Source organism: Streptomyces sp. NPDC093225 (assembly GCF_044753805.1).
Classification (GTDB): Bacteria; Actinomycetota; Actinomycetes; order Streptomycetales; family Streptomycetaceae; genus Streptomyces.
In genome coordinates this window covers 1-21591 of the sequence record NZ_JBIVNX010000050.1, presented here as the reverse complement: position 1 = coordinate 21591, position 21591 = coordinate 1, and the positions used below count along the sequence as shown (strand labels likewise).

General features: G+C 73.1%; 22 protein-coding genes. 11 read left to right on the top strand and 11 right to left on the bottom strand.

Going from position 1 to position 21591, the window contains the following annotated elements; all coding sequences use genetic code 11:
* Nucleotide 1 precedes the first annotated feature (1 nt).
* The gene (locus tag ACIQCH_RS31660) at nt 2-1243 is read left to right on the top strand and encodes a Fic family protein (RefSeq protein WP_402586582.1); all 1242 of its coding nucleotides are present in this window, start codon (nt 2-4) and stop codon (nt 1241-1243) included.
* On the opposite strand, the gene ACIQCH_RS31655 is transcribed toward ACIQCH_RS31660, so the two are convergent.
* A complete protein-coding gene (locus ACIQCH_RS31655; protein WP_402586580.1) occupies nt 1240-2694 on the bottom strand; it encodes an RNB domain-containing ribonuclease in 1455 nt (484 codons plus the stop codon). The two genes, ACIQCH_RS31660 and ACIQCH_RS31655, sit on opposite strands and share 4 nt — an antisense overlap.
* A 463-nt stretch (nt 2695-3157) precedes the next feature.
* Between ACIQCH_RS31655 and yaaA the strand changes: the two genes are divergently transcribed.
* On the top strand, nt 3158-3958 hold the full coding sequence (gene yaaA, locus ACIQCH_RS31650) for a peroxide stress protein YaaA (RefSeq protein ID WP_402586579.1): 801 nt from the start codon (nt 3158-3160) through the stop codon (nt 3956-3958).
* A gap of 209 nt (nt 3959-4167) precedes the next feature.
* Here yaaA and ACIQCH_RS31645 read toward each other — a convergent pair whose 3' ends face one another.
* Nucleotides 4168-4938 carry a bifunctional DNA primase/polymerase gene (locus tag ACIQCH_RS31645; protein WP_402586578.1) on the bottom strand — a complete coding sequence of 257 codons (771 nt, stop codon included), beginning with the start codon at nt 4936-4938 and terminating at the stop codon, nt 4168-4170.
* A 357-nt stretch (nt 4939-5295) separates the two neighbouring features.
* Between ACIQCH_RS31645 and ddaH the strand changes: the two genes are divergently transcribed.
* Nucleotides 5296-6105: a dimethylargininase gene (ddaH, locus tag ACIQCH_RS31640; RefSeq protein ID WP_402586576.1), complete on the top strand. Its 810-nt coding sequence runs from the start codon at nt 5296-5298 to the stop codon at nt 6103-6105.
* A 177-nt stretch (nt 6106-6282) separates the two neighbouring features.
* Here the strand turns inward: ddaH and ACIQCH_RS31635 are convergent, their stop codons facing one another.
* On the bottom strand, nt 6283-7281 hold the full coding sequence (locus ACIQCH_RS31635; RefSeq protein WP_402586574.1) for a small ribosomal subunit Rsm22 family protein: 999 nt from the start codon (nt 7279-7281) through the stop codon (nt 6283-6285).
* Nucleotides 7282-7429: 148 nt separating this feature from the next.
* Here ACIQCH_RS31635 and ACIQCH_RS31630 point away from each other — a divergent pair, with 148 nt between their 5' ends.
* From ACIQCH_RS31630 to ACIQCH_RS31620, 3 genes are all read left to right on the top strand, one after another.
* On the top strand, nt 7430-8191 hold the full coding sequence (locus ACIQCH_RS31630; protein ID WP_402586572.1) for an SDR family oxidoreductase: 762 nt from the start codon (nt 7430-7432) through the stop codon (nt 8189-8191).
* 102 nt (nt 8192-8293) lie between these two features.
* Nucleotides 8294-9175: a PhzF family phenazine biosynthesis isomerase gene (locus ACIQCH_RS31625; protein ID WP_402586570.1), complete on the top strand. Its 882-nt coding sequence runs from the start codon at nt 8294-8296 to the stop codon at nt 9173-9175.
* A 49-nt stretch (nt 9176-9224) separates the two neighbouring features.
* Nucleotides 9225-9794 carry a GNAT family N-acetyltransferase gene (locus ACIQCH_RS31620; RefSeq protein WP_402586568.1) on the top strand — a complete coding sequence of 190 codons (570 nt, stop codon included), beginning with the start codon at nt 9225-9227 and terminating at the stop codon, nt 9792-9794.
* A gap of 72 nt (nt 9795-9866) precedes the next feature.
* Here the strand turns inward: ACIQCH_RS31620 and ACIQCH_RS31615 are convergent, their stop codons facing one another.
* From ACIQCH_RS31615 to efeO, 4 genes are read right to left on the bottom strand one after another with little or no spacing between them, the layout of a single operon-like run.
* Entirely contained in the window at nt 9867-10787 is a 921-nt protein-coding gene (locus tag ACIQCH_RS31615) for a hypothetical protein (RefSeq protein ID WP_402586640.1), read from the bottom strand.
* Nucleotides 10744-11718 (bottom strand): iron uptake transporter permease EfeU, encoded by a 975-nt coding sequence (gene efeU, locus ACIQCH_RS31610; RefSeq protein ID WP_402586566.1) that lies wholly within the window; start codon nt 11716-11718, stop codon nt 10744-10746. The genes ACIQCH_RS31615 and efeU overlap by 44 nt, the downstream gene beginning before the upstream one ends.
* A gap of 16 nt (nt 11719-11734) precedes the next feature.
* The gene (gene efeB, locus ACIQCH_RS31605; protein WP_402586564.1) at nt 11735-13057 is read right to left on the bottom strand and encodes an iron uptake transporter deferrochelatase/peroxidase subunit; all 1323 of its coding nucleotides are present in this window, start codon (nt 13055-13057) and stop codon (nt 11735-11737) included.
* Between the two features lie 56 nt (nt 13058-13113).
* Nucleotides 13114-14268, bottom strand: coding sequence for an iron uptake system protein EfeO (efeO, locus tag ACIQCH_RS31600; protein WP_402586562.1), 1155 nt, complete (start codon nt 14266-14268; stop codon nt 13114-13116).
* Between the two features lie 229 nt (nt 14269-14497).
* Here efeO and ACIQCH_RS31595 point away from each other — a divergent pair, with 229 nt between their 5' ends.
* The gene (locus ACIQCH_RS31595; protein ID WP_402586560.1) at nt 14498-15199 is read left to right on the top strand and encodes a PhzF family phenazine biosynthesis protein; all 702 of its coding nucleotides are present in this window, start codon (nt 14498-14500) and stop codon (nt 15197-15199) included.
* A gap of 287 nt (nt 15200-15486) precedes the next feature.
* Nucleotides 15487-16464, top strand: a complete 978-nt coding sequence (locus ACIQCH_RS31590; RefSeq protein ID WP_402586558.1) for a pentapeptide repeat-containing protein — start codon at nt 15487-15489, stop codon at nt 16462-16464.
* Nucleotides 16465-16546: 82 nt separating this feature from the next.
* On the opposite strand, the gene ACIQCH_RS31585 is transcribed toward ACIQCH_RS31590, so the two are convergent.
* Together ACIQCH_RS31585 and map are read right to left on the bottom strand one after the other, a co-directional pair.
* Complete coding sequence (locus ACIQCH_RS31585; protein WP_402586556.1) at nt 16547-17194, bottom strand: heme oxygenase (biliverdin-producing); 648 nt, start codon at nt 17192-17194, stop codon at nt 16547-16549.
* 101 nt (nt 17195-17295) lie between these two features.
* Nucleotides 17296-18153 carry a type I methionyl aminopeptidase gene (gene map, locus ACIQCH_RS31580; RefSeq protein WP_402586554.1) on the bottom strand — a complete coding sequence of 286 codons (858 nt, stop codon included), beginning with the start codon at nt 18151-18153 and terminating at the stop codon, nt 17296-17298.
* 104 nt (nt 18154-18257) lie between these two features.
* Here map and ACIQCH_RS31575 point away from each other — a divergent pair, with 104 nt between their 5' ends.
* Nucleotides 18258-18515: a hypothetical protein gene (locus ACIQCH_RS31575; RefSeq protein ID WP_402586552.1), complete on the top strand. Its 258-nt coding sequence runs from the start codon at nt 18258-18260 to the stop codon at nt 18513-18515.
* A 69-nt stretch (nt 18516-18584) separates the two neighbouring features.
* On the opposite strand, the gene ACIQCH_RS31570 is transcribed toward ACIQCH_RS31575, so the two are convergent.
* Entirely contained in the window at nt 18585-19187 is a 603-nt protein-coding gene (locus ACIQCH_RS31570; RefSeq protein ID WP_402586550.1) for a hypothetical protein, read from the bottom strand.
* Between the two features lie 86 nt (nt 19188-19273).
* On the opposite strand from ACIQCH_RS31570, the gene npdG reads away from it, so the two are divergent.
* Both npdG and ACIQCH_RS31560 read left to right on the top strand, forming a co-directional pair.
* Nucleotides 19274-20005 carry an NADPH-dependent F420 reductase gene (npdG, locus tag ACIQCH_RS31565; RefSeq protein WP_402586548.1) on the top strand — a complete coding sequence of 244 codons (732 nt, stop codon included), beginning with the start codon at nt 19274-19276 and terminating at the stop codon, nt 20003-20005.
* Between the two features lie 97 nt (nt 20006-20102).
* Nucleotides 20103-20291 carry a hypothetical protein gene (locus tag ACIQCH_RS31560; protein WP_030196735.1) on the top strand — a complete coding sequence of 63 codons (189 nt, stop codon included), beginning with the start codon at nt 20103-20105 and terminating at the stop codon, nt 20289-20291.
* A gap of 78 nt (nt 20292-20369) precedes the next feature.
* Here ACIQCH_RS31560 and ACIQCH_RS31555 read toward each other — a convergent pair whose 3' ends face one another.
* The gene (locus tag ACIQCH_RS31555) at nt 20370-21176 is read right to left on the bottom strand and encodes a site-2 protease family protein (RefSeq protein WP_402586546.1); all 807 of its coding nucleotides are present in this window, start codon (nt 21174-21176) and stop codon (nt 20370-20372) included.
* Nucleotides 21177-21591: the final 415 nt, after the last annotated feature.

Here is a 21591-nt window from a genome sequence, read left to right as displayed (position 1 = left end):
AATCCCAAAACCTTTTTTTACTCCCCCCCCCCCGCGCCGCGGGCCCCGGCCGCGGGGGCGGGGGGGGGGGGGGGGGCCGTCCCCGGGGGGGGGGGGGGGGCGGGCCCCCCCCCCCCCCCCCCCGCCGCTGGACGCCGCAGCCGTCCCGCCCGCCGCCCGCCGCCGGGCACTCGACGCGCTGGCCGAGCTGACGACCGCGGCCGCCACGCACCTGGACGACCCCGACCTCTTCCACCGCCCCCGGTGGCGGCCCAAGCTCCACCGCCACCGCACCGCCGGGATCGCCCCGGCGCAGCTGGCCGAGCAGCTCGCCACCGCTGCCGAGAACCGCACCGCGGCCGGTCTGCTCGCCGTCCACTCGGTCCGCGCCGAGCTGCTCGAACACCCCGGCCGGCGCCCCTGCTTCACTCCGGAGGCGCTCGCCGAGCTGCACCGCATGCTGATCGCGGGGGACCCCAACATCACCGCCCCGGGTGGGTTCCGCCGCTCGGCCGCCACCGTCACCTGGCCCGACGGGCAGACCTTCTCGATCGCGACCGCGGCGGGTGCGCAGCTGCGGGAGCGGATCGGGTACTGGCACCGCTGGGGTGCCCGCACCACCGCGCACCCGCTGGACGCCGCAGCGCTGGCCATGGTGGCACTGGTGACGATCCATCCGTTCCCGGACGCCAACGGCCGCATCGCCCGCCTGCTCGGCCAGTGCGACCTGGTGGCAGCGGGCCTGCTGCCCGGCCTGCTGCTCGACCTGGACGCCTGGGTCGAACAGCACCGCACCGAGCACGACACCGCCCTGGTGGCCGCGGCCGACGGCGACCTCATGCGGTGGGGAGCGCTGTTCGCCCGCGCGGTGACCGACACCGCCCGCCACCGGACCGGCACCCTCACGGCCCACGGCCGCCTGCTCGACGCCGCCGTCGCCCAGGTCGCCGACGACGCCGCCGCCGTGGCCGTCCTCACCCAGCTCCGCGGCGCGCCGGCGCTCTCGGCCGCCTGGCTGCGCGACCGCATCGCGCACGACCCGCAGCCGGCCCTGGACCGCCTGCGCGCAGCAGGCGTCCTCACCGACCACCCCCGCCTCCCCGGGGCACTGGTCCACCCACGGCTCCTCGACCTGCTCGACGCCCCCTACCAGCCCGACCCTGCGGGGAAGTCCGCCGAAAGACCGCCACCCTCCACCTCGTCGGTCTCGCCCTCGCTGCCTCCTTCATCTGGTCAGCAAGGTGATCCGAAGGAAGCGGCTTAGGGCACGGTGAAGAGGACCTTGTCGTCGGACGCGAAGGGGTCCGCCTTCTTGAGCGTGGCCCTGACGCTCGATCCGAGTTGGAGCTCCAGGCCGTTGGTCGACTCGACCTTGGCCAGTACGGCGGGGTCGGCCAGGAACACCTTGCCCTCGCGCGGCTTGCCGCGCTCCGCGTCGGTGTCGATGACCGCGGCGTCGAACACCTGGCCCACGCGGTCCTTGAGCACCGCGGCCTCGGCCAGGTCCACGGTCTGCCGGTCCGCCTGGCTGCTCTTCCCGCGTGCCATGTCGCACGGGATGCAGGCCAGGGCGTCGAGCACCCAGTTCGGCGGGGGCTTGTCCGCGCACGCGGCCACGCACAGCTCCCCGGTGTACCGGTCGACCAGTCGCCGCAGCGGAGCCGTGCAGTGGGTGTACGGGGCCGCGATCGCCGCGTGCATCGTGTACGCCGGCAGCTGGTTGTCCCGGAACACGGTGTACTCCGCCTTGAGCATCATGCCGGTGGCCTCGCTGAGGAAGGCCATGTGCTGCTGGTTCCGGGGATCGAGCTTGCGGACCAGCGTGGCGTACGAGATGCCGGGCCGCCAGACGATGCCCAGGGCCTTCGCGATGTCGTGCAGGCGCTTGACCGTGTTCTGATCGGCCTGCTCCTTCTGGGTCCGCAGGATCCCCGTACCGGTGTCGAGCATGATCGCGGCCGCGGACATCCCGGTCATGAGGGAGATCTGCTCGTTCCAGCCCTCGACCGGCAGCGTCGCCACGTAGTGCAGCCGGAACGATCCGTCCTGGAGGCCGACCTCCTGGTCCGGCAGGTTCACCGAGATGCCGCCGCGCGCGACCTCGACGGCTTCGCGCAGCTCGCCGATCTCCCGCAGCAGGGCGAGGGAATCCGAGGCCGTGCCGTTGTCGATGGCCTGCTGGGCGCCCGCGTAGTCGAACCGGTCCCGACTGGTGATCATGGCCCGGCTCACGGACGAGTCGGTCAGGTTGCCGTGCGCGTCGAGGTCGTGCTGCCACAGCAGGGCGGGACGCTTCGTGTTCGGCAGCAGGCTGGCCTTGTCCTCGGAGAGGACGGGCGGGTGCAGCGGCACCTTGAGGTCGGGGAAGTACAGCGTCTCGACCCGGTCGTGCGCCTCGGCGTCCAGCGGGCTGCCGGGCTTGACGAAGGCCGCCACGTCCGCGATGGCGTAGTACACGCGGTAGCCGCCGCCGGGCCGCCGCTCCAGGTGCATGGCCTGGTCGAGGTCCTTCGAGGTCGGCGGGTCGATCGTGAAGAAGGGCAGGTTGGTCTTGTCGTTGTCGGGCAGGCGCGGGTTCTCCGCGGCATCCTTGGCTGCCTTGAGCACGCGCTTGGGGAAGCCCGCGGGGACCTTCAGCTCCGTGCGGAGATCCTCGAGAGCGGTGCTCAGGGCGTCCTGGGCCTCGGCGGACAGGTGCATCGGGCGGCGTCGCATGCCCCGAGCGTAGGGCGGCGGCCACGAGCCGGCGCGGTGAGCGGGTCCGGCCGGGGGAGGGGCGTACGGACGGGGTGGCCGGAGGCGTGTCGCGGACCTCCAGACACTCGCCACTGTTCCGGTGGTGGATGAGGTACCCGCTTTCGTGGCGGGCCCCGTGCGGTCAGCGCACGGTTGCTCGATGTTCCGTGCAGGTTCGACTGCCTCCCCGCACTCCACCCTGCGCGCCGCGGCAGCCGTGCCGGTGCCCACCCACGGGTGGGCCGCGTCGGAAGAGGGGCGGCGCAGCGCAGCCGTGGGCCGTCGCCCTGAACCCCGCAACCAGCCTGCCCGCCCTCCAGGCAGGCGTCGCGGTCCTGACTGCCGGGGCGGCGTTCAGCAGCCTCAAGCCGCCGCGCGGAGCGTACTAGGCTGGCAGGCCGGGGCCGCACCCCTCCCCGTACGTGATGAAGGAGAAACCGACGTGCTCGTGCTGCTGCCGCCGTCCGAAGGAAAGGCCGCCGGCGGCTCCGGCGCACCCCTCGACGCCGAGGGGCTGTCCCTGCCGGGGCTGGCCGGGGCGCGCGCCGCGGTCCTCGACGAGCTGGTCGAGCTGTGCGCCGCCGACGAGGAGAAGGCCCGCGAGGTGCTCGGCCTGAGCGAGGGCCTGCGCGGCGAGGTGGGCAAGAACGCGCAGCTGCGGTCCGCCCCCGCGCGGCCCGCCGGGGAGATCTACACCGGTGTGCTGTACGACGCCCTGGCCCTGGCCGAGCTGGAGCCGGCGGCCCGGGCGCTGGCCTCGCGGTCGCTGCTGGTGTTCTCCGGCCTGTGGGGCGCGGTCGGCGTGGACGACGCGATCCCCTCGTACCGCTGCTCGATGGGCGTGAAGCTGCCGGGCCTGGGCGCCCTGGGCGCCTACTGGCGCGGGCCGATGGCCGAGGTGATGCCCGCCGCCGCGGGGGAGGGGCTGGTCCTGGACCTGCGCTCGTCGGCGTACGCGTCGGCCTGGAAGCCGAAGGGCGAGGTCGCCGGGCGCACCGCGACCGTGCGGGTGCTGCACGTGCAGGTGGTGGACGGGGTCGAGAAGCGGTCCGTGGTGAGCCACTTCAACAAGGCCACCAAGGGGCGCCTGGTGCGCGACCTGCTGCGGGCCGGCGCCGAGCCGGCCACCCCGGCCGAGCTGGTCGGCGTCCTGCGGGACCTGGGGTACGCGGTCGAGGCGGCGGAGCCGGCGAAGGCCGGCAAGGCGTGGGCGCTGGACGTGGTGGTGACCGAGATCCACTGACGGGTGCCGGCTGCCGGCTGCCGGTGACGCGTGCCGGGCGCCGGGATCCGGCTGCCGGGTGTCGGCTGTCGGGTGGCGCGTGACGGGTCGTCGGCCCGGCGTACGCCGAGGGGGCTCCGACCACGGCGACGTTCGCGTCGCCCGGGGCGGAGCCCCCTCGGCGTCACGTCATCGGAACGAGGTGGGGCGCGCCGGGGAGGCGCCGGCGGTCAGCGGCTCAGCGGCCACGCCACCGCCGCGTGCGGGTCGTGGTCGGCCTCGGCCGCGTGCTGCGCGCAGGCGTCGGTCAGGGTCTCCAGCAGGCTCAGCGGGTCCGGCAGCGGGTGCTCCGGTCCGCGCAGCCACGCGACGGCCTGGTCACCGGGCAGTCGGGCGGGGGGTACGAGCACGTAGCTGCCGCGGCAGTGCCAACGCAGGCCGGGGTGCTCGTCCATGGTCTCGGGGTGGCAGTCCAGCTCGCAGGGCCACCACTCGTCCTCGTCCTCGGGGGTGCCGCGGGTGGCGGTGAAGAACAGCATGCGGCCGTGCGGGTTGGGCTCCTCCGCGGTGCCGGCCTCGCTCACGGCGATCGGGCCGAGGGCGACCCCGGCGGCCTGCAGCCGGCGCAGGGCCTCGCGGCCGGCCGCCAGCGGTACGTCGAGGACGTCGTGGACCATGCCGGTCGCGGTGATGAAGTTGGCCTGCGGCTGGTTGCGGGCCCAGCGCTCGACCTGGGCGCGGTCGGTGGTGGCCTGGGTCTGCCACGCGAAGGACAGCGGGTGCCGGGCCGGAGTGGGACAGCCGATGCGCTCGCACGAACACCGGTAGCCGGCGGGATGGGCCGCGGGCGACAGGGGCAGGCCCGCCGCGGCGGTGGCCAGCAGCACGGTCTCGCGGGCGCGGCCGGGGTCCTCCGGGGCTTCGGTCGTGCGCAGTCGGCCCAGCCACTGGGAAATCCTGTGCTGCACACCGCGTTTGACGCGGCCGGACTCGGGCCCCATGTATCCCCTCACCTCGTCGTTGCCCCGGCAGACCATTCCATGCTCCCACCATCCTGCGCCCCCGGTGACCGCTCTTCCCCACCGGGGGGCGGTCCGCACGGGCGTACGACGGGTCCCAGTCATGGCCAAAAGGGGCCATACCCACCCGAGTGGCCACTCCGGTGACTTTCGCCACGCTCTCGAGCGCCGTCGAACAGGTGGCATCGGATATCGAACGACGGGGAATTCACCGCGTGTCCCACCCAAACCACCCGATCAGTTCAATGCGCGGTGTCCACGGAGGAGAGACGATTCTCTTCCCGCGCCCACCCACGGCGCGGACACCGCCCGGACGTCGTGTCCCGTGAGGAGCCCTCTTTGCGCCGAGACGCCACACCCCGCCGGTACCTGATGTGCCCACCCGCGCACTTCAAGGTCACCTACTCCATCAACCCGTGGATGGACCCCGGCAAGCCGGTGGACCTGCCCCTCTGCCTGGCCCAGTGGGAGGACCTGCGCGACCGCTACCGGTCCCTCGGCCACACCGTCGAGCTCCTGGAACCGCGCCCCGAGCTGCCCGACATGGTCTTCGCCGCCAACGGCGCCACCGTGATCGACGGTCGTGTGCTGGGTGCCCGCTTCGCCTACCCGGAGCGGTCGGCCGAGGCGCAGGAGCACCTGGACTGGTTCCGTGCCCACGGCTACACGGAGATCCACGAGCCCTCGCACATCAACGAGGGCGAGGGCGACTTCGCGGTCACCGCCACCTACGTCCTGGCCGGCCGGGGCTTCCGTTCGTCGCCGCTCTCGCACGACGAGGCCCAGGAGTTCTTCGGCCGCCCGGTGATCGGGCTCGACCTGGTCGACCCGCGCTACTACCACCTCGACACGGCGCTGTCCGTGCTCGACGGCGACGAGGTCATGTACTTCCCGGAGGCCTTCTCGCCGGGCAGCCGCGCGGTACTGCGCCGGCTCTTCCCGGACGCGCTCGTCGCCACGGAGGCGGACGCGGCCGCCCTCGGGCTGAACGCGGTGTCGGACGGCCTGCACGTCCTGCTGCCGCAGGAGGCCCTCGGACTGTTCGAGCCGCTGCGCGACCGCGGCTTCGAACCGATCGGGATGGACCTGGGTGAACTCCTCAAGGGCGGCGGCAGCGTGAAGTGCTGCACGCAGGAGTTGCGGCCCTAGCGCGGGCCGGAAGGCCGGCGGTCGGCCGGGGGGCGAAGTGCACCCGGCCGGCCGTCCGACGGCTCCGCGGCCGGGTGCACTTCCCCGCTTCCGGCCGCGGGCTTCTTTCGTGGGTGGGCGTGGGGGGGCGTGGTTCCTCCGTGCGGGCCGCTGCTCGACGTCTCTTCGCGCGGGCCGCTACTCGGCGTCCGCCGGCGGCCAGGCGTCGCCCCAGTCGACGTCGCGGGCGGCCTTGTAGAGGGGGCCGTGGCGCTTGGTGACGGTGTCCCGGCGCAGGCCCTCCTCGCGGGTGCACAGGTCCAGCAGGACCAGGCCCTTGCGGATCTGCGGCTTGCGGGTGACGCGGTTCGCGGCCGGCTCGGGCGCGAAGCGGGTGGCCGCCACGTAGCTGAACTTCTCGTCCTCGTACGCCAGCGAGCCGCCCTTGACCTGGCGGTGCAGCGAGGACCGGCTGACCCGGGCCGAGAAGTGGCACCAGTCCTCGCCGACCGTGATCGGGCAGGTGCCGTCGTGCGGGCAGGGCGCGGCCACGTGCAGGCCCGCCGCGAGCAGCTGGTCGCGGGCCTCACGGATGCGCAGGTATCCCTCGGGGGTGCCGGGCTCGATGATCACGACCGCCTGTGCGGCACGGGCCACCTCGGCGACGACGGCCCGGCGGGCCTCGCCGGTCAGCTCGCCCAGCACGTACGAGACGGTGGCCAGGTCGGCCGTCGGGAGTGCGAGCCCGCTGCCGATCACCGCCTTGCGCCACGCGGCCGCCTTCAGCACCGGTGAGCCCGAGGCCTGTGCCAGCTCCCGGCCCAGTGCGAGGGCCGGGTCCGCCCAGTCGAGCACGGTGGTGTCCCGCGGGCCCTCCCAGGTGGCGTCGACCGCCCAGGTCGCGGCACCGGTGCCGCCGCCGACGTCCACGTGCGAGGCCGGGGTGAAGTCGGGCGCCGCGTCGGCGAGGGCGTCGAGGGCCGCCCGTACCGCCTCGAACGTCGCGGGCATCCGGTACGCGGCGTACGCGACCACGTCGGAGCGGTCGCGGAGCACGGGAGCGTCGGTCGGGGTGCGTCCCCGGTAGTTGGCGATCAGCCGGTCGACGGCGGCGGTGGCCTGCTTCGGCGGGAGTCCGTCGAGCAGACCGGCGAGCGCGCCGCGCAGCGCGTCGGCGGTGGGGACAGTGGCGTTCACCGGGCGATTTTATGCCGGGTGGGGGAGGGAGTGACCCCCCGGCAGCCGGTCCCTTGGTGTGCCGGGTGGGTCGTGTGGGCCGGTGGTGTCGGTCCACTTGGCGGAACGTCCAAGAGCGGCCGGGCGGGGTCCCGTACCCTGCGGCGTCATGGACGCACCTGAGAAGAAGACCGCCCTCGTCACCGGTGCCGGTTCGGGCATCGGCCGGTCCGTGGCGCTCGCCCTCGCGGCGGCCGGCTGGTCGGTGGCGCTGGCCGGGCGCCGGTCCGAGGCGCTGGAGGGGACGGCGCGGGCGGCCGGGGCCGGGGCCGACGTGCTGTGCGTACCGGCCGACGTGACGGACCCCGGTGACGTGACGGCCCTCTTCGCCGCGGTCCGGGACCGGTACGGGCGACTCGACCTGCTCTTCAACAACGCCGGCACCTTCGGGCCCGCTGGCGTCGCCCTGGAGGACATCGCGTACGAGGACTGGCGCTCGGTCGTGGACGTGAACCTCACCGGCGCGTTCCTGTGCGCGCAGGCGGCGTTCCGGCAGATGAAGGAGCAGGAGCCGCAGGGCGGGCGGATCATCAACAACGGCTCCATCTCGGCCCAGGTGCCCCGCCCGAACTCGATCGCGTACACCGCCACCAAGCACGCGGTCACGGGTCTGACGAAGTCGCTGTCGCTGGACGGCCGGCCGTACCGGATCGCCTGCGGACAGATCGACATCGGCAACGCGGCCACCGAGATGACCGCGCGGATGCAGACCGGGATCCTGCAGGCGAACGGGCAGCTCGCCGTGGAGCCCGTGATGGACGCGGCGGACGTCGCCCGGACCGTGGTGCACATGGCGGAGCTGCCGCTGGAGGCGAACGTCCAGTTCGCCACGGTCATGGCCACCACCATGCCGTTCGTCGGACGGGGCTGACCGGGCGGGTCCGGTTCCGGTCCGGGCCAGGCCGGGTCCACGGCCGGGAACGATCTTGCCCGGACCGGGAATGACCTTGCCCGTACCGGAGTTGGGAGGGGCATGGACCACACTGAGCCTGCGACCGACGTGCTGCGCTACACCGCCTTCTCCGCCGACCCGGCCGGCGGGAACCCCGCCGGCGTGGTGCTCGACGCCTCCGGGCTCGACGGGGCGGCGATGCTCGGCATCGCCGCCGAGCTGGGGTACAGCGAGAGCGCCTTCCTGACCGCCCCGCCCGAGGGCCTGGGCGCCGAGCCCGGCCGCGGCTTCACGATCCGGTACTACAGCCCCAAGGCGGAGGTGCCCTTCTGCGGGCACGCCACCGTGGCCACCGCCATCGCCCTGGGCGAGCGGATCGGTCCCGGGGAACTGCTCTTCGACACCCGGGCCGGGGTCGTGCCGGTCACCGTCGCGGCCGCCGCGGACGGCGGTCTGACGGCCACCCTCACCAGCGTCGAGCCGAAGACCGAGGACGTGGCCCCGGCCGACCTGGCCGAGGCGCTGGCCGCGCTGGACTGGCCCGCCGAGGACCTCGACCCGGCGATCGGACCCCGGATCGCCTACGCCGGCGCCCGGCACCTGGTGCTCGGCGCGGCCACCCGCGCGCGGCTCGCCGACCTGGCGTACGACTTCGACCGCCTCGACGCGCTGATGCGCCGGCTGGACCTGACCACCGTCCAGCTCGTGCACCGGGAGTCGGAGACGGTGTTCCACGTCCGCGACCCGTTCCCGGTCGGCGGCGTGGTCGAGGACCCCGCGACGGGGGCCGCGGCGGCCGCCTTCGGCGCGTACGCCCGCGAGGCCGGCCTGGTCCCGCAGGACGCCGTGCTCACCCTGCACCAGGGCGACGACATGGGGCGGCCCGGGGTGCTGACGGTCTCCTTCCGGGAAGGGGACGCGCGGGTCCGGGTCTCCGGCACGGGCACCCGCATCGCGCAGTAGCCGGCGAAATCCGCTTGGCGGGCGGCGGTCGGCGCGCCAGGCTGGCCCGATGCGCATCGAGACGTACCGCGACGGCCTGCCGGGGCACCTGCGCACGCAGGTCCACCGGCTCCAGGACGAGGCCTGGCCCCCGGAGGGCGAGGGCACGTACGGCCACGACCCGCTGCTGCGGCCGCGGGCCATGGTCCTGGTGGACGCCGACGGGACCGTGCTGGCCGCGCTGGACCTGCTGTTCAAGGAGCTCCGGCACGCGGGCGCGGACTGGCGGGCCGCCGGGCTGAGCACCGTCGTCACCCGCACCGCGGCCCGTGGGCGGGGGCACGGCCGGCGGCTGGTGGCCGCCGCGCGCGAGGCGTTGGCGGCGGACGGGGAGACGGAGGTCGGTCTGTTCACGTGCGACCGGCCGCTGCGCGGCTTCTACGAGGGCGCCGGCTGGACCGAGCTGCCCGGCAGCGTGCTGGTGGGCGGGACGCCCGCGGACCCCTTCCCCAGCGATCGACCGGGCTTCGACAAGGTCACCATGGGCGGGTTCTTCACGGAGCGGGCCCGGGCCGCCCGGGCGGGCTTCGCGCACGCGCGCATCGGGCTGTACCCGGGGCCGGTCGACCGCCTGTGGTGAGGCCGCCCGTGGTGCGGCCGGGTGAGGCCGTCCGTGGTGCGGCCGGGTGAGGCCCACCCTGGTGCGGCCGGGCTACGACCCCTTCGCCGAGACCAGCGCCTGCGTCCGGCTCAGGAACAGGGCCCGGGGGTTGGCCGCGCTGGCGGGCGGCACCGTCACGGTCTGCGCGGACTCGAACTCCCGCACCAGCGTGTCGTTCGCGGTGCCCGTCATCAGGGCCCGTACGGACGCGCTCAGCGGCAGCTTCGCGCCCTTGACGGACTTGTCGATCTTCACCTGCTCGTAGTGCCGGCAGGAGAAGAACACGAAGCCCCCGCCGTTCTGGGTGCGCAGCCCCATCGGGGTGTACGTGCCCGCGTCGAGCGCCTGGTCGATCCACTGCGTGGCCTTGCCCGGCCGCTGCGCGTAGCGGGCCCGGACGGCGCGCCGACCGGTGGTCTGGCTGCCCGGGGCGAAACCGTTGGGCTGCCCGTTCGTCAGGTAGGCCGCGTACCGCTTGCTCAGCTCGGCCGGGGGTATCGCGAGGTCCTTGGCGGCCGGGTCGAGCGCCTCGGCCCAGCCGTCCTTGTCCGTCTTGAAGACCGGCACCTCGTCGGGGGTCAGCACCGCCACGTGCGCCACCTTCCAGGGCAGCGCGGCGCCGAACTTCGTGAAGAGCAGCACGACGCGGTTGGTCGCGCGGCTGGTGCCCGCGTCGCGGTTGCTGTCCGTGTCGGCGACGAAGAACCGCGGCCAGCCCGCCCTCTTCGGGATCATGAAGGTGGCGTCGGTGAGCTCCAGCGGCTTGAACTTCGTGTTGCCGCCGGGCTTGATCGACCGGTTGGCGCGCAGCGAGGCCTTCTTCCCGTCGCCGTACTGGCCCGTCACCACCGCGTCGAGCACCTGGGCGTCGTACGCCTTCTCGGCCCGGTTGTAGGCCGCCAGGAAGCTCTTGAGCGCCTGCGCGGCCTCAGCCCTGGTCGCCGACGGGACGACCGCCGACTCCCCGTGCACCGTCACGCACCCGGTCGCCGTCAGCGCCGTCGCGGTCAGCACGGCCGTCAGTACGGTCGGCCGGGCCAACCCGCTCAGCCTGCTCAGCCCGCTCATCGCCAACCTTCTGCTCCTTAGCCCCCGACGACCGTCCGAACCCTACCGGGGCGAAGAACAGCACGAGCGTGGGGACCAGGTACAGAGCCCACACCGTGACCTGCAGGACCGTCGGGTCGGGCTGGAAGTTGAACGTGCCCTTCAGCAGCGTCCCGTACCAGCTGTCCGGCGGGATCGCGGAGCTGATGTCGAAGGCCTTGTCGCCCAGGCCGCTCAGGAAGTCGGCCTCCTGGAGGTCGTGGACGCCGTACGCGAGCACGCCCGCGGCCACGACGACCAGCATGCCGCCGGTCCACTTGAAGAACCGGGCCAGGTTGATCTTCAGCGCGCCGCGGTAGAACGCCCAGCCCAGGAAGACCGACGTGGCGATGCCCAGCAGGGCGCCCGCCAGCGGGCCCGCGCCGTCACCGGCGGCGCGTACCGAGCCCCAGACGAACAGGGAGGTCTCCAGGCCCTCGCGGCCCACGGCCAGCAGGGCGGTGCCCACCAGCGCACCGGTGCCCATGGCGAGCGCGGCGTCGAGCTTGCCGTGCAGCTCGGCCTTCAGGTGCCGCGCGGTGCGCTTCATCCAGAAGACCATCCAGGTCACCAGGCCGACGGAGAGGATCGACAGCGAACCGCCGAGGGCCTCCTGGGCCTTGAAGGTGAGCTCGGAGCTGCCGAACTCCAGGCCCGCGCCGAACGCGAGGCTGATGGCCACGGCAATGCCGACGCCGCTCCAGATGGCCGGGAGCTTCGCCTTGTTGTCCGTCTTGACCAGGTACGCGATGAGGATGCAGACGACCAGGCTGGCCTCCAGCCCCTCACGCAGGCCGATCAGGTAGTTGCTGAACACGCCGGTTTCCTCCCCGTCAGGCGAACAGTGCCCGGCCCCACCAGTCGTCCTTGCCGCGGACGCCGGGGGGCACGGCGAAGAGCGCCGAACTCACGTGCTGGATGTACTCGTTCAGGGCGTCGTGGCGCGCCAGGTTGCGCTGCACCGGGATGAAGCCCTTGCGGACGTCGCGCTGGTACGCGATGAAGAACAGGCCCGCGTCGAGGCGGCCCAGACCGTCGGTGCCGTCGGTGAAGGAGTAGCCGCGGCGCAGGATGTGCGCGCCGTGGTTGCTGTCCGGGTGGGCGAGGCGGACGTGGGAGTCCGGCTTCATCGCCTTCAGGAACGGCTCGTCGCGCTCCTTGGCCTTGCCCACGGGGGCGCCCTCGGCCTTGTCCCGGCCGAAGATGTCCTCCTGCTCCTGGAGGCCCGTGCGGTCCCAGATCTCGATGTTCATCCGGATGCGGCGGGCCACCAGGTACGAGCCGCCGGCCATCCAGGACGAGGCGCCCCGGGCGTCCTTGGTGGCGACCCACACGTGCTTGTCGAGGGCCTCGGCGTCGGTGCCGGAGATGTTCCGGGTGCCGTCCTTGAAGCCCATCATGTTGCGCGGGGTCTGCTCGTCCGGGGTGGTCGAGGAGGTCTTGCCGAAGCCCAGCTGCGACCAGCGCACCGCGACCTTGCCGAAGCCGATGCGGGCGAACTGGCGGATGGCGTGCACCGCGACCTGGGGGTCGTCGGCGCAGGCCTGGATGCAGATGTCGCCGCCGGACTTGGCCGGGTCGAGGTTGTCGCCGGGGAACTGCGGCAGGTCGACCAGGGCCTCGGGGCGCTTGCCCTCCAGGCCGAAGCGGCCCTTCGCGAACAGCGAGGCGCCGAAGCCGATGGTCACCGTCAGGCGGGAGGGCTTGAGGCCCAGGGCCTCGCCGGTGTCGTCCGGCGGCGCCTCCGGGAGGCCGCCGACCGCGCCCTCGCCGACCGGCAGGCCGGCGGTCATGCGCTCCGCGGCCCGCGTCCACTCCTTGAGCATCTCGACGAGCTCGGCGCGGTCGGTGGTCTTCACGTCGAACGCGGCGAAGTGCAGCCGGTCCTGCACCGCCGAGGCGATGCCGGCCTGGTGGGGGCCGTGGAAGGGCACCGCCGCGCCGGTGAGCGCGGCCGGGACCGGGTCGTCGGAGCCGCTCAGGGCGGCCGCGGCGCCGCCGGCGGCCGCGGCGCCGAGCGCGAGGCCCGCGCCGCCCCAGCCCAGGACGGACCGGCGGGACGGCGTGCCGGCCGAGGTCTCGGCGACGGTCCCTTCGGCGGACTCGGCGGACTCGGTGGGCTCGACGGCGTCGGCCGCGGCGTTCTCAGCAGGCATCTCAGGCTTCCCGGACATCGGTGGCACCCCCCAGGGCGGTGGTGCGGCGGACTCGACTACTTGGCGACGGCGGCGGCGAGGTGGGACAGCGGCTCACCGAGGGCGCTCACCGCGTCGGAGAGCTCCTTGCGCTGGTCCTTGCCGACCTTGTCGTACGACTCGAAGACGTAGGTGGTCTTGTCGGCGCGGTACTTGTCGAGCAGCGTGGCCATCGCGGCGAACTGCTTGTCGAGCTCGGCGGACAGCTTCGGGTCGTTCTTCGCCGCGACGGGCTTGAGCAGCTCGTACGCCTTCTGCGCACCCTCGACGTTGGCCTTGAAGTCGACCAGGTCGGTGTGGCTGTAGCGCTCCTCCTCGCCGGTCACCTTGCCGGAGGCCACCTCGTCGAGGAGCTCCTTGGCGCCGTTGGCCATCGAGGTCGGGGTGATCTCGGCCTTGCCGACGCGCTTCTGCCAGTCGGTCAGGTCGGTCATCAGCTGGTCGGCGAGCTTCTTCTCGTTGTCGCCGATCTTCTTGTCGGCCCACAGGGCCTTCTCCAGCTTGTGCCAGCCGGTCCAGTCCTTGGCCGGGTCCTGGCCGTCCTCCAGGCCGTCCTCGCGGACGTCGACCTTCGGGTCGATGTCGCCGAAGGACTCGGCCACGGGCTCGGTGCGCTCCCAGCCGATGCGGGACTCGGCGTACAGCTTCTTGGCGCCCTCGAGGTCGCCGGCCTTGACGGCGTCGGCGAAGGCCTTGGCCTTCGGCAGCGTCTCGTCGGCCTGCTCCTGCACCCACTTGCGGTACTCGGCCACGGCCTTGTCCAGCTCGGGGCTGCGCTTGGCGGAGGCGGCGCCCTTGCCGGTGGCCTTGACGGCGGTGCGGATGCCGTCGCCCTTCATGCCGGGCTTGCAGGCGACCGTGTAGTCGCCGGCCTTGATCTCGGCGGTGATGGTGGCCTTGGTGCCGGGGCCGATGTTCTCGCGCTCGGTGACGATGCGGTCGTCCGGGAAGAGGACGTAGACCTCGGTGACCTTGGAGCCCTTGTTCTCCACGTCGAAGACGACCTTGCCGGCCGGGAACTCCTTCGCGGAGACCTCGCAGGCGCTGTCGGTCGCCTTGATCGCGACGGCGTCCCCGCCCTTGGCGTCGCTCTTCTCGGCGCAGCCGGTGACGGCGGTCAGGGCGGCCGCGGCGGCGGCTGCGGTGACGACGGAGAAGCGGACGGATCGCATTCGGGCTCCAGGGCTGGCGTATACAGGACCGCCCCGGGGGAGGGCGGCCGGTGAGGCGGACCTAACTTAACCGAGGCTTACCTGACCGATACCCACTCGTCCAGTGATTCAGCTAACACCTGGGGGCCTCGGACACGGCGCCGTCACGGCACCTTCAGCGCCTCCCCATGGAAAGGTCAAGAGAAGGTCAAGTGACCCGGCGGTAAGGGGGGCGTGCTTCAATGCGCGCGTGAACGATCTCGACGTGCTCAAGGTCTTCTGCGCGGCCGACGGCAGCCACGGCAACCCGCTCGGTGTGGTGCGCAACGGCCGCACCTGCCCCGACGACGCCTCCCGCGCGGAGCTGGCCACCCGCCTCGGCTTCAGCGAGACGGTCTTCGTCGACGACCCCGAGCGCGGGGTCGTCGACATCTGGACGCCGCCCGGGCAGCGCATGGCCTTCGCCGGACACCCGCTGGTCGGCACCGCCTGGCTGCTCGACATCGAGGAGCTGGTGGTCCCGGCCGGGGAGGTGTGGGCCCGCAACGACGGCGAATTCAGCTGGATCACCGCCCGCGCCGAGTGGGCCGTCGGCCGCCGCCTGGTGCAGTACGCCGACCCGGCCCAGGTCGACGAGCTGCCCGCCCCGCCGCCCGGCGAGGGCTGGCTCTACGCCTGGGCCTGGGAGGACGAGGCCGCCGGGCGCGTGCGCGCCCGCGGCTTCCCGCGGCGCCCGTGCCTGGACGAGGACGAGGCCACCGGCGCCGCCGCCATCGCCCTGACCGCGGAGCTCGGGCGCGCGCTGAACATCACCCAGGGCGCGGGCTCCCAGATCCTGACGGCCCCCGGCCCGGGCGGCGTCGTGGAACTCGGCGGCCGGGTGCGCTTCGCGCCCGCGGGCTCGTACGGGGACGCGCAGTGGCGGCCGTACGGCGACCCGTACGCCGACTAGTGCTGCGACCGGGGACGTCTGCCGGGGTGGTTGGTCAGGCCGCGCCTTCAGCATGAAGCTGGGAAGGGCCCGACTGTCCATGTCCAGGTGTGAGCGGCCCATGGGCCGATCGGCGGGCCGGGCGTGCGGCCCTGAGGGGCCTGCGCTGCCATAAGAGCGTGAAGAGAAGCTCTACGGGGCGCGGACGCCGGATGCCGCTGCGGCGGACGCCCGCCGGCCGACCGCGCTCCGACACCTCACGGTCCGGTAGCGGGGGCAATGGCGGCGGCAGGCAGCGGTTGCTCCTCGTGGCCACCACTCTGCCCAGCCTCACCGCGCTGGCGGCCCTGGTCTTCACCTGGATGTCCGTGCAGCAGAACAACCAGCAGTTGCGGATCGCCGAGCAGGGCCAGATCACCACGCGGTTCAACGAGGCGGTCTCCCACCTGGGCTCCAGCTCCCCGGACGTGCGGTTCGGCGGCATCTACGCGTTGGAACGCATCATGCATGACTCGGCCCCCGACCAGCCCCGGGTCATCTCGGTGCTCTCGGCCTTCGTCCGTACCTGGTCGCAGGCCCCGGCTCGCCGGCCGGCCCAGCAGCCCGGCGCCACCCCGCATCCGCCGGCCGACGTGGTCGCCGCGATCACCGTCCTCGCCGCTCGCGCCGTCGACCGCAACCGGGACGGCACGGCGCAGCTGGACTTCGCGGGCGCGGACCTGCGCGGCCTGGAGCTGCGCCCGGGCGTGAGTTACACCCAACGCTTCAGCGGCAAGCCCTACCGTCCCTCCGAAGTGAACCTGTCCTACGCGGATCTCGACGGCGCGGACCTCCGCGGGGCGGAGCTCTCGTACGTGGAATTGGAGGAGGCGTGGCTCACCCGGGCGAACCTTTCCGGTGCCTGGCTCTACGTTCTCGGACTGCGTGGGGCGGTCCTCGACGGGGCGAATCTTGCGAACGTGGTGCTGACCCGCTCCAGCCTGTACGGCGCGAGCCTGAAGAAGGCGAACCTCAAAGGCGCCAACCTGCACTCGACCGCCATCGGCGCCGCGTACCTCGACGATGCAGACCTCAGCCACGCCGTGCTCTCCGACGCCGACCTCACCGACGCGAACCTCCCGGGGACGAACCTGCAGGGCTCGGACGTCACGGTCGACCAGGTGATCTCGGCGCTCCCGCATTCCTCGACCCGCCTTCCCGAGGCCCTGGCGAAGGATCCCCGCGTGCGGCGGCGGATCGCCGAGGTCGAAGAGGGGCAACTGCTGCCGAGCCCCACGACCGAGTAGCAGCCGTGGAAGCAGGTGGTCCTTCGGGCGCGGCGGAACGTGGCTGGCAGCCGGTTCGGTTCGCCCTGCTCGGCGTGCGGGGCTACGCGCTGAGCGGGAACTGGCCGTCCAGCTCCCGGAACACCGCCCCGTTGTGGTCGAAGGCCCGGCGGCACTCGTCGACGATGCGCTGCTTCTCCAGGTCGTCCGCCGCGATCGAGTCGAGCAGTTCGCGGTACGACCGCTTGAAGGCCGCCGGGTTGGCTATCGCCTCGAACACGTAGAAGCGCACCCCGTCGCCCTTCCGGGCGAACCCCCACGTGCGCTCCGCCTTGTCGCGGATGATCTGGCCGCCGGAGAGGTCGCCCAGGTAGCGGGTGTAGTGGTGCGCGACGTACCCGCCCGGCCAGCTCCGCCCGCACTCGGCCACCCGGTCCGCGTACGCGGCGGTCGCGGGCAGCGGCTCCAGCCCCTCCCGCCAGCCCGGTCCGCGCAGGTGGGCCAGGTCCCGCTCCAGCTCCGCGACCCGCATCAGCTCGGGGCGTATGAAGGGGCCCGCCACCGGGTCCCCGCGCAGCCCCGCGGCCGCGTCCTCCAGCGCCCGGTACACGAACCAGAGCTGCTCGGTGTAGCGCGCGTACGCGTCCACCCCCAGCCGGCCGCCCAGCAGGTGCGCCATGAACGGCGAGGTCTCCGCCTCCGTGTGCTGCTGGTGGGAAGCGACGCGGATGACGGTGGAGAAGGCGTCCATGGCGGACCTCCGGGAATACCGAGCGCGACGGCCGGGCGGGTGCCGGCCGGGGGCGGGCGGCCCCCAGCCGGACCTTTCCCGACATGCTGTCGGTAAAAACGCTACGGCAGGGTGAGGATCTCCGCACCGGTGGCGGTGACCACCAGCGTGTGCTCGAACTGGGCCGTCCGCTTGCGGTCCTTCGTGACCACGGTCCAGCCGTCCTCCCACATGTCGTACTCGTGGGTGCCCAGCGTCAGCATCGGCTCGATCGTGAAGGTCATGCCCGGCTCCATGACGGTGGTCGCGTGCGGGCTGTCGTAGTGCGGGATGATCAGGCCCGAGTGGAACGACGAGTTGATCCCGTGGCCCGTGAAGTCGCGGACCACGCCGTAGCCGAAGCGCTTGGCGTAGGACTCGATGACCCGGCCGATGATGTTGATCTGGCGGCCCGGCCGGACCGCCTTGATGGCCCGGTTCAGCGACTCCTGCGTGCGCTCGACCAGCAGCCGCGACTCCTCGTCCACCTCGCCGCACAGGTACGTGGCGTTGTTGTCACCGTGCACGCCGCCGATGTAGGCCGTCACGTCGAGGTTCACGATGTCACCGTCCCGGAGCACGGTGGTGTCCGGGATGCCGTGGCAGATGACCTCGTTGACGGACGTGCACAGGGACTTGGGGAAGCCCCGGTAGCCGAGGGTGGAGGGGTAGGCGCCGTGGTCGCACATGTACTCGTGCGCCACCGCGTCGAGCTCGTCGGTGGTGACGCCGGGCTTGATCAGCTTCGCCGCCTCGGCCATGGCCGAGGCCGCGATGCGGCCCGCGGTGCGCATCAGCTCGATCGTTTCGGCCGACTGCACCTCGGGGCCCTTGTACGGGGTGGGCGCGGGCTTGCCGACGTACTCCGGGCGCCTGATCTTGCCGGGAACGGAACGGATGGGGGAGATCTCCCCTGGGACGAGCAGCGACTGGCCAGACATGCAAGCGAGTGTATCGACCCGGGATCGGGCAGCATGGCGGCAGAGAGGCCGACGGGGGCAGCCGCGACGCGGGCGGTCCCGCAGTGCAGCGAGAGGAGCCGGGGATGGCCCTGTTCAAGAAGCGCCAGGTGGGCAAGCCGGGCGAGTGGTACTACTGCCTCGTCCACAAGAAGGTCGAGGAGGGGCCGGACTGCCCCGCCAAGGACCGGTTCGGGCCGTACACCACGCCCGAGGAGGCCGCCCGCGCCATGGAGACCGCCCAGGAACGGAACCTGGAGTGGCAGACCGACCCGAAGTGGAACGACCGCCCGGGGGACGGGGCGGGCGAGGGGGAGGGCGAGGGGACGGGCACGGCCACCTGAGGCCCGGGGGTCGGTGGCGGACCCGTGGTCACCAGGCCGGACCCGTCGTCACCGGTGGCGGACCCGTGGTCACCAGCGGCTGGGCGGCGGGGCGGTCAGCTGGTCGGCCAGCCGGGACAGCCGGTCCCGGAACCGCCGGGGCGTGCGCTGCACCGGCAGGCTGTTCTCCCCGGCCGCCGCGCTGACCAGGTGCTGCACCGTGTCCAGGTCGAGTCCCGCCCGCTCCGGCACGGACAGCGCGTCGTGCGCGAGCGCACCCAGCTCCGGGGCACCGCCGTCCAGGGACAGCACGGTCGCCCCGGCCCGGCGCGCGTCGTGCACCCGCTCCAGCAGCCCGGCCCCCGGTTCCTCGGGCGCCACCACCAGCAGCGTCTCACCGCGTCCGGACGCCGCCAGCCGGCCCAGGCCCACCGACAGGTGCGGCGGTTCGTCCGGCAGCACGTGGTGCCGCACCAGCGTCGGCGCCAGCTCCGGCAGTCCCGACCAGGCCGCCTCGTCCACCAGGTGCGCGGCCAGGTGCCACGGCTCGTACTGCTCGGTGCCCACCAGGAGCAGTCCGCCGCCGGCCGGCACCACCGCGGTCCGCAGGGCCACGGCGAACCGGCGTGCGGCCCCCGGCCATTCGGTTCCGGCGAGGACCTCGCGCAGCAGCGCGACTCGTACGGCGTCCATGGACGGGCATCCTGCCGCACCGGCCGGGTGAACGGGAGCGGTTGTCGCGCGCTCACCCGTTCGGCAGCATCGGTAGTGTCGGGGCCATGACTTCCACCGAAAGCGTTCAGCCCGCGGAGCCGTCCGCCAAGCCCGCGAAGGCCCCCGCCAAGGACCCCTGGGACCTCCCCGACGTGTCGGGTCTCGTCGTCGGCGTCCTGGGCGGCACGGGCGACCAGGGCCGCGGCCTCGCCTACCGGCTCGCGCGGGCCGGCCAGAAGGTGATCATCGGCTCCCGCGCCGCCGAGCGCGCCGAGGCCGCCGCGGCCGAGCTGGGCCTGGGCATCGAGGGCGCCGACAACGCCGAGTGCGCCCGGCGCAGCGACGTCGTGATCATCGCCGTGCCCTGGGACGGGCACGCCAAGACCCTCGAGGCGCTCCGCGAGGACCTCGCGGGCAAGCTCGTGATCGACTGTGTCAACCCCCTCGGCTTCGACAAGCAGGGCGCGTACGCCCTCAAGCCCGAGGAGGGCAGCGCCGCCCAGCAGGCCGCCGCCCTGCTGCCGGATTCGCGGGTCACCGCCGCGTTCCACCACCTGTCGGCCGTCCTGCTCCAGGACGAGTCGATCGAGGAGATCGACACCGACGTGATGGTGCTCGGCGAGTCCCGCGCGGACACCGACCTCGTCCAGGCGCTGGCCGCCCGGATCCCCGGCATGCGCGGCGTCTTCGCCGGCCGGCTGCGCAACGCGCACCAGGTCGAGTCGCTGGTGGCCAACCTGATCTCGGTGAACCGCCGGTACAAGGCGCACGCGGGCCTGCGGGTCACGGACGTCTGAGCCGCCGCGCCGCGGCGGTCTTTACGCGACCACTGCGGGGCGTGGGGGACACTGGACGCCCAGCACCACCCGCCGTCGCAGTCCAGGAGCCACCCCCATGCCCCGCCTCGCCGTGTTCGCCCTGATCGTCTGCGCCCTGTCCGTGGCCGCAGCCGTCGTCGCCTTCGTGAACGGGAGCTTCCTCGGGATCATCTGGGTCCTGCTCGTGGGCGTGTCCTCGAACATCGCCTGGTTCTACATCCGCAAGGCCAAGCTGGCGAAGGCGGCGGGCGCGCCGCGCGGCTGAGCCGTCGTCGAGGGCTCGGGTCGTCGTCGAGGGCTCGGGTCGTCGTCGACGGTCTGAGCGCCGGCGCGGGTGGGCGGGCTACCGACCGAGCTCGCAGTACAGGTTCCGCTCCTGCCAGAAGCGGTAGAGGTCCCGGCCGCAGTACGAGTCCACGTCGGTCACCCCGAGGGTGCGCAGGATCTCGTGGACGAAGTCGAAGAAGACGCCGTTCACTTCGGGGATCCACAGGAACACGAACACCGCGAATAGCCCGTACGGCGCGAACGGCTCGATCTGCCGTCGCACCCCGTACGAGAGCCAGGGCTCGATGACCCCGTAGCCGTCCAGGCCCGGGACCGGCAGGAAGTTCAGGATCGCCGCGGTGACCTGGAGCAGCGCCAGGAAGCCGAGCGCGTACCGGAAGGCGCGGGGCACCCCGTCGAGGGCGTCCAGCCAGAACGGCGCCGTGCACGCGACCGCGAACAGGACGTTCGCCAGCGGGCCCGCCGCCGAGATCAGGCTGTGCTTCCAGCGCCCGTGGATCCGGCCGCGCTCGATGAACACCGCCCCGCCGGGCAGGCCGATGCCGCCCATGATCACGAAGATGACCGGCAGCACGATGCTGAGCAGGGCGTGCGTGTACTTGAGCGGGTTGAGCGTGAGGTAGCCCTTGGCGCCGACGGTGATGTCGCCGCCGTGCAGGGCGGTGCGGGCGTGCGCGTACTCGTGGAGGCACAGCGACACCACCCAGGCGGAGGTGACGAAGAGGAACACGGCGAAAGCAGTGCTGGCCGCGAACTCCGTCCACACCGCCCACCCCGTGACGGCCATGACGGCGACGATCCCGAGGAAGACGGGGCTCACCCGTCGCTCGGATCGGTCACTGCGGCGGATCGGCGTGGCCATGCTGCTCCCGTGTCGAGTCCGGGCACCCCGTCGGCACCCCAGCCCGACCGTACCCGGCCCTTGGGCGACGGGGGCAGTCCCGTTCGGGCTGGGGCGTTCTGTTCGGGGCGGGGCCGTCCCCTTGAGCTGCCTTCGGTTGTCGGGTGTTTGTGGCGGCTGGGGTTGGGTGGGGCTGCTTTCGGCCTGTTCGGCGTTTGTGGGCGGCTGGGGTTCGGGTGCGGCTGCCTTCGGCCTGTTCGGCGTTTGAGGGCGAAGGGGCCCGGGGCGGAGTCCCGGGGAACGACGGGCCGTCCCGTGGTGTGTGGGTCCCCTCGGCGCTTGACAGGGGCGGCCTGCAGGCCCTGCGGCAGGCCCACCCCGAGGGCTTCGGGGCTTCGCCCGGGCCTGCGGCCCCCCTCGGCCCGGGCCTGCCTCC

Excerpts from the sequence above, each read along its gene's own strand:
- ACIQCH_RS31655 (WP_402586580.1), bottom strand. The coding sequence starts at position 2,694 with ATGCGACGCCGCCCGATGCACCTGTCCGCCGAGGCCCAGGACGCCCTG.
- ACIQCH_RS31645 (WP_402586578.1), bottom strand. The coding sequence starts at position 4,938 with ATGGGGCCCGAGTCCGGCCGCGTCAAACGCGGTGTGCAGCACAGGATT.
- ACIQCH_RS31630 (WP_402586572.1), top strand. The coding sequence starts at position 7,430 with ATGGACGCACCTGAGAAGAAGACCGCCCTCGTCACCGGTGCCGGTTCG.
- ACIQCH_RS31625 (WP_402586570.1), top strand. The coding sequence starts at position 8,294 with ATGGACCACACTGAGCCTGCGACCGACGTGCTGCGCTACACCGCCTTC.
- ACIQCH_RS31620 (WP_402586568.1), top strand. The coding sequence starts at position 9,225 with ATGCGCATCGAGACGTACCGCGACGGCCTGCCGGGGCACCTGCGCACG.
- efeB (WP_402586564.1), bottom strand. The coding sequence starts at position 13,057 with ATGCCTGCTGAGAACGCCGCGGCCGACGCCGTCGAGCCCACCGAGTCC.
- efeO (WP_402586562.1), bottom strand. The coding sequence starts at position 14,268 with ATGCGATCCGTCCGCTTCTCCGTCGTCACCGCAGCCGCCGCCGCGGCC.
- ACIQCH_RS31585 (WP_402586556.1), bottom strand. The coding sequence starts at position 17,194 with ATGGACGCCTTCTCCACCGTCATCCGCGTCGCTTCCCACCAGCAGCAC.
- map (WP_402586554.1), bottom strand. The coding sequence starts at position 18,153 with ATGTCTGGCCAGTCGCTGCTCGTCCCAGGGGAGATCTCCCCCATCCGT.
- ACIQCH_RS31575 (WP_402586552.1), top strand. The coding sequence starts at position 18,258 with ATGGCCCTGTTCAAGAAGCGCCAGGTGGGCAAGCCGGGCGAGTGGTAC.
- ACIQCH_RS31570 (WP_402586550.1), bottom strand. The coding sequence starts at position 19,187 with ATGGACGCCGTACGAGTCGCGCTGCTGCGCGAGGTCCTCGCCGGAACC.
- npdG (WP_402586548.1), top strand. The coding sequence starts at position 19,274 with ATGACTTCCACCGAAAGCGTTCAGCCCGCGGAGCCGTCCGCCAAGCCC.
- ACIQCH_RS31560 (WP_030196735.1), top strand. The coding sequence starts at position 20,103 with ATGCCCCGCCTCGCCGTGTTCGCCCTGATCGTCTGCGCCCTGTCCGTG.
- ACIQCH_RS31555 (WP_402586546.1), bottom strand. The coding sequence starts at position 21,176 with ATGGCCACGCCGATCCGCCGCAGTGACCGATCCGAGCGACGGGTGAGC.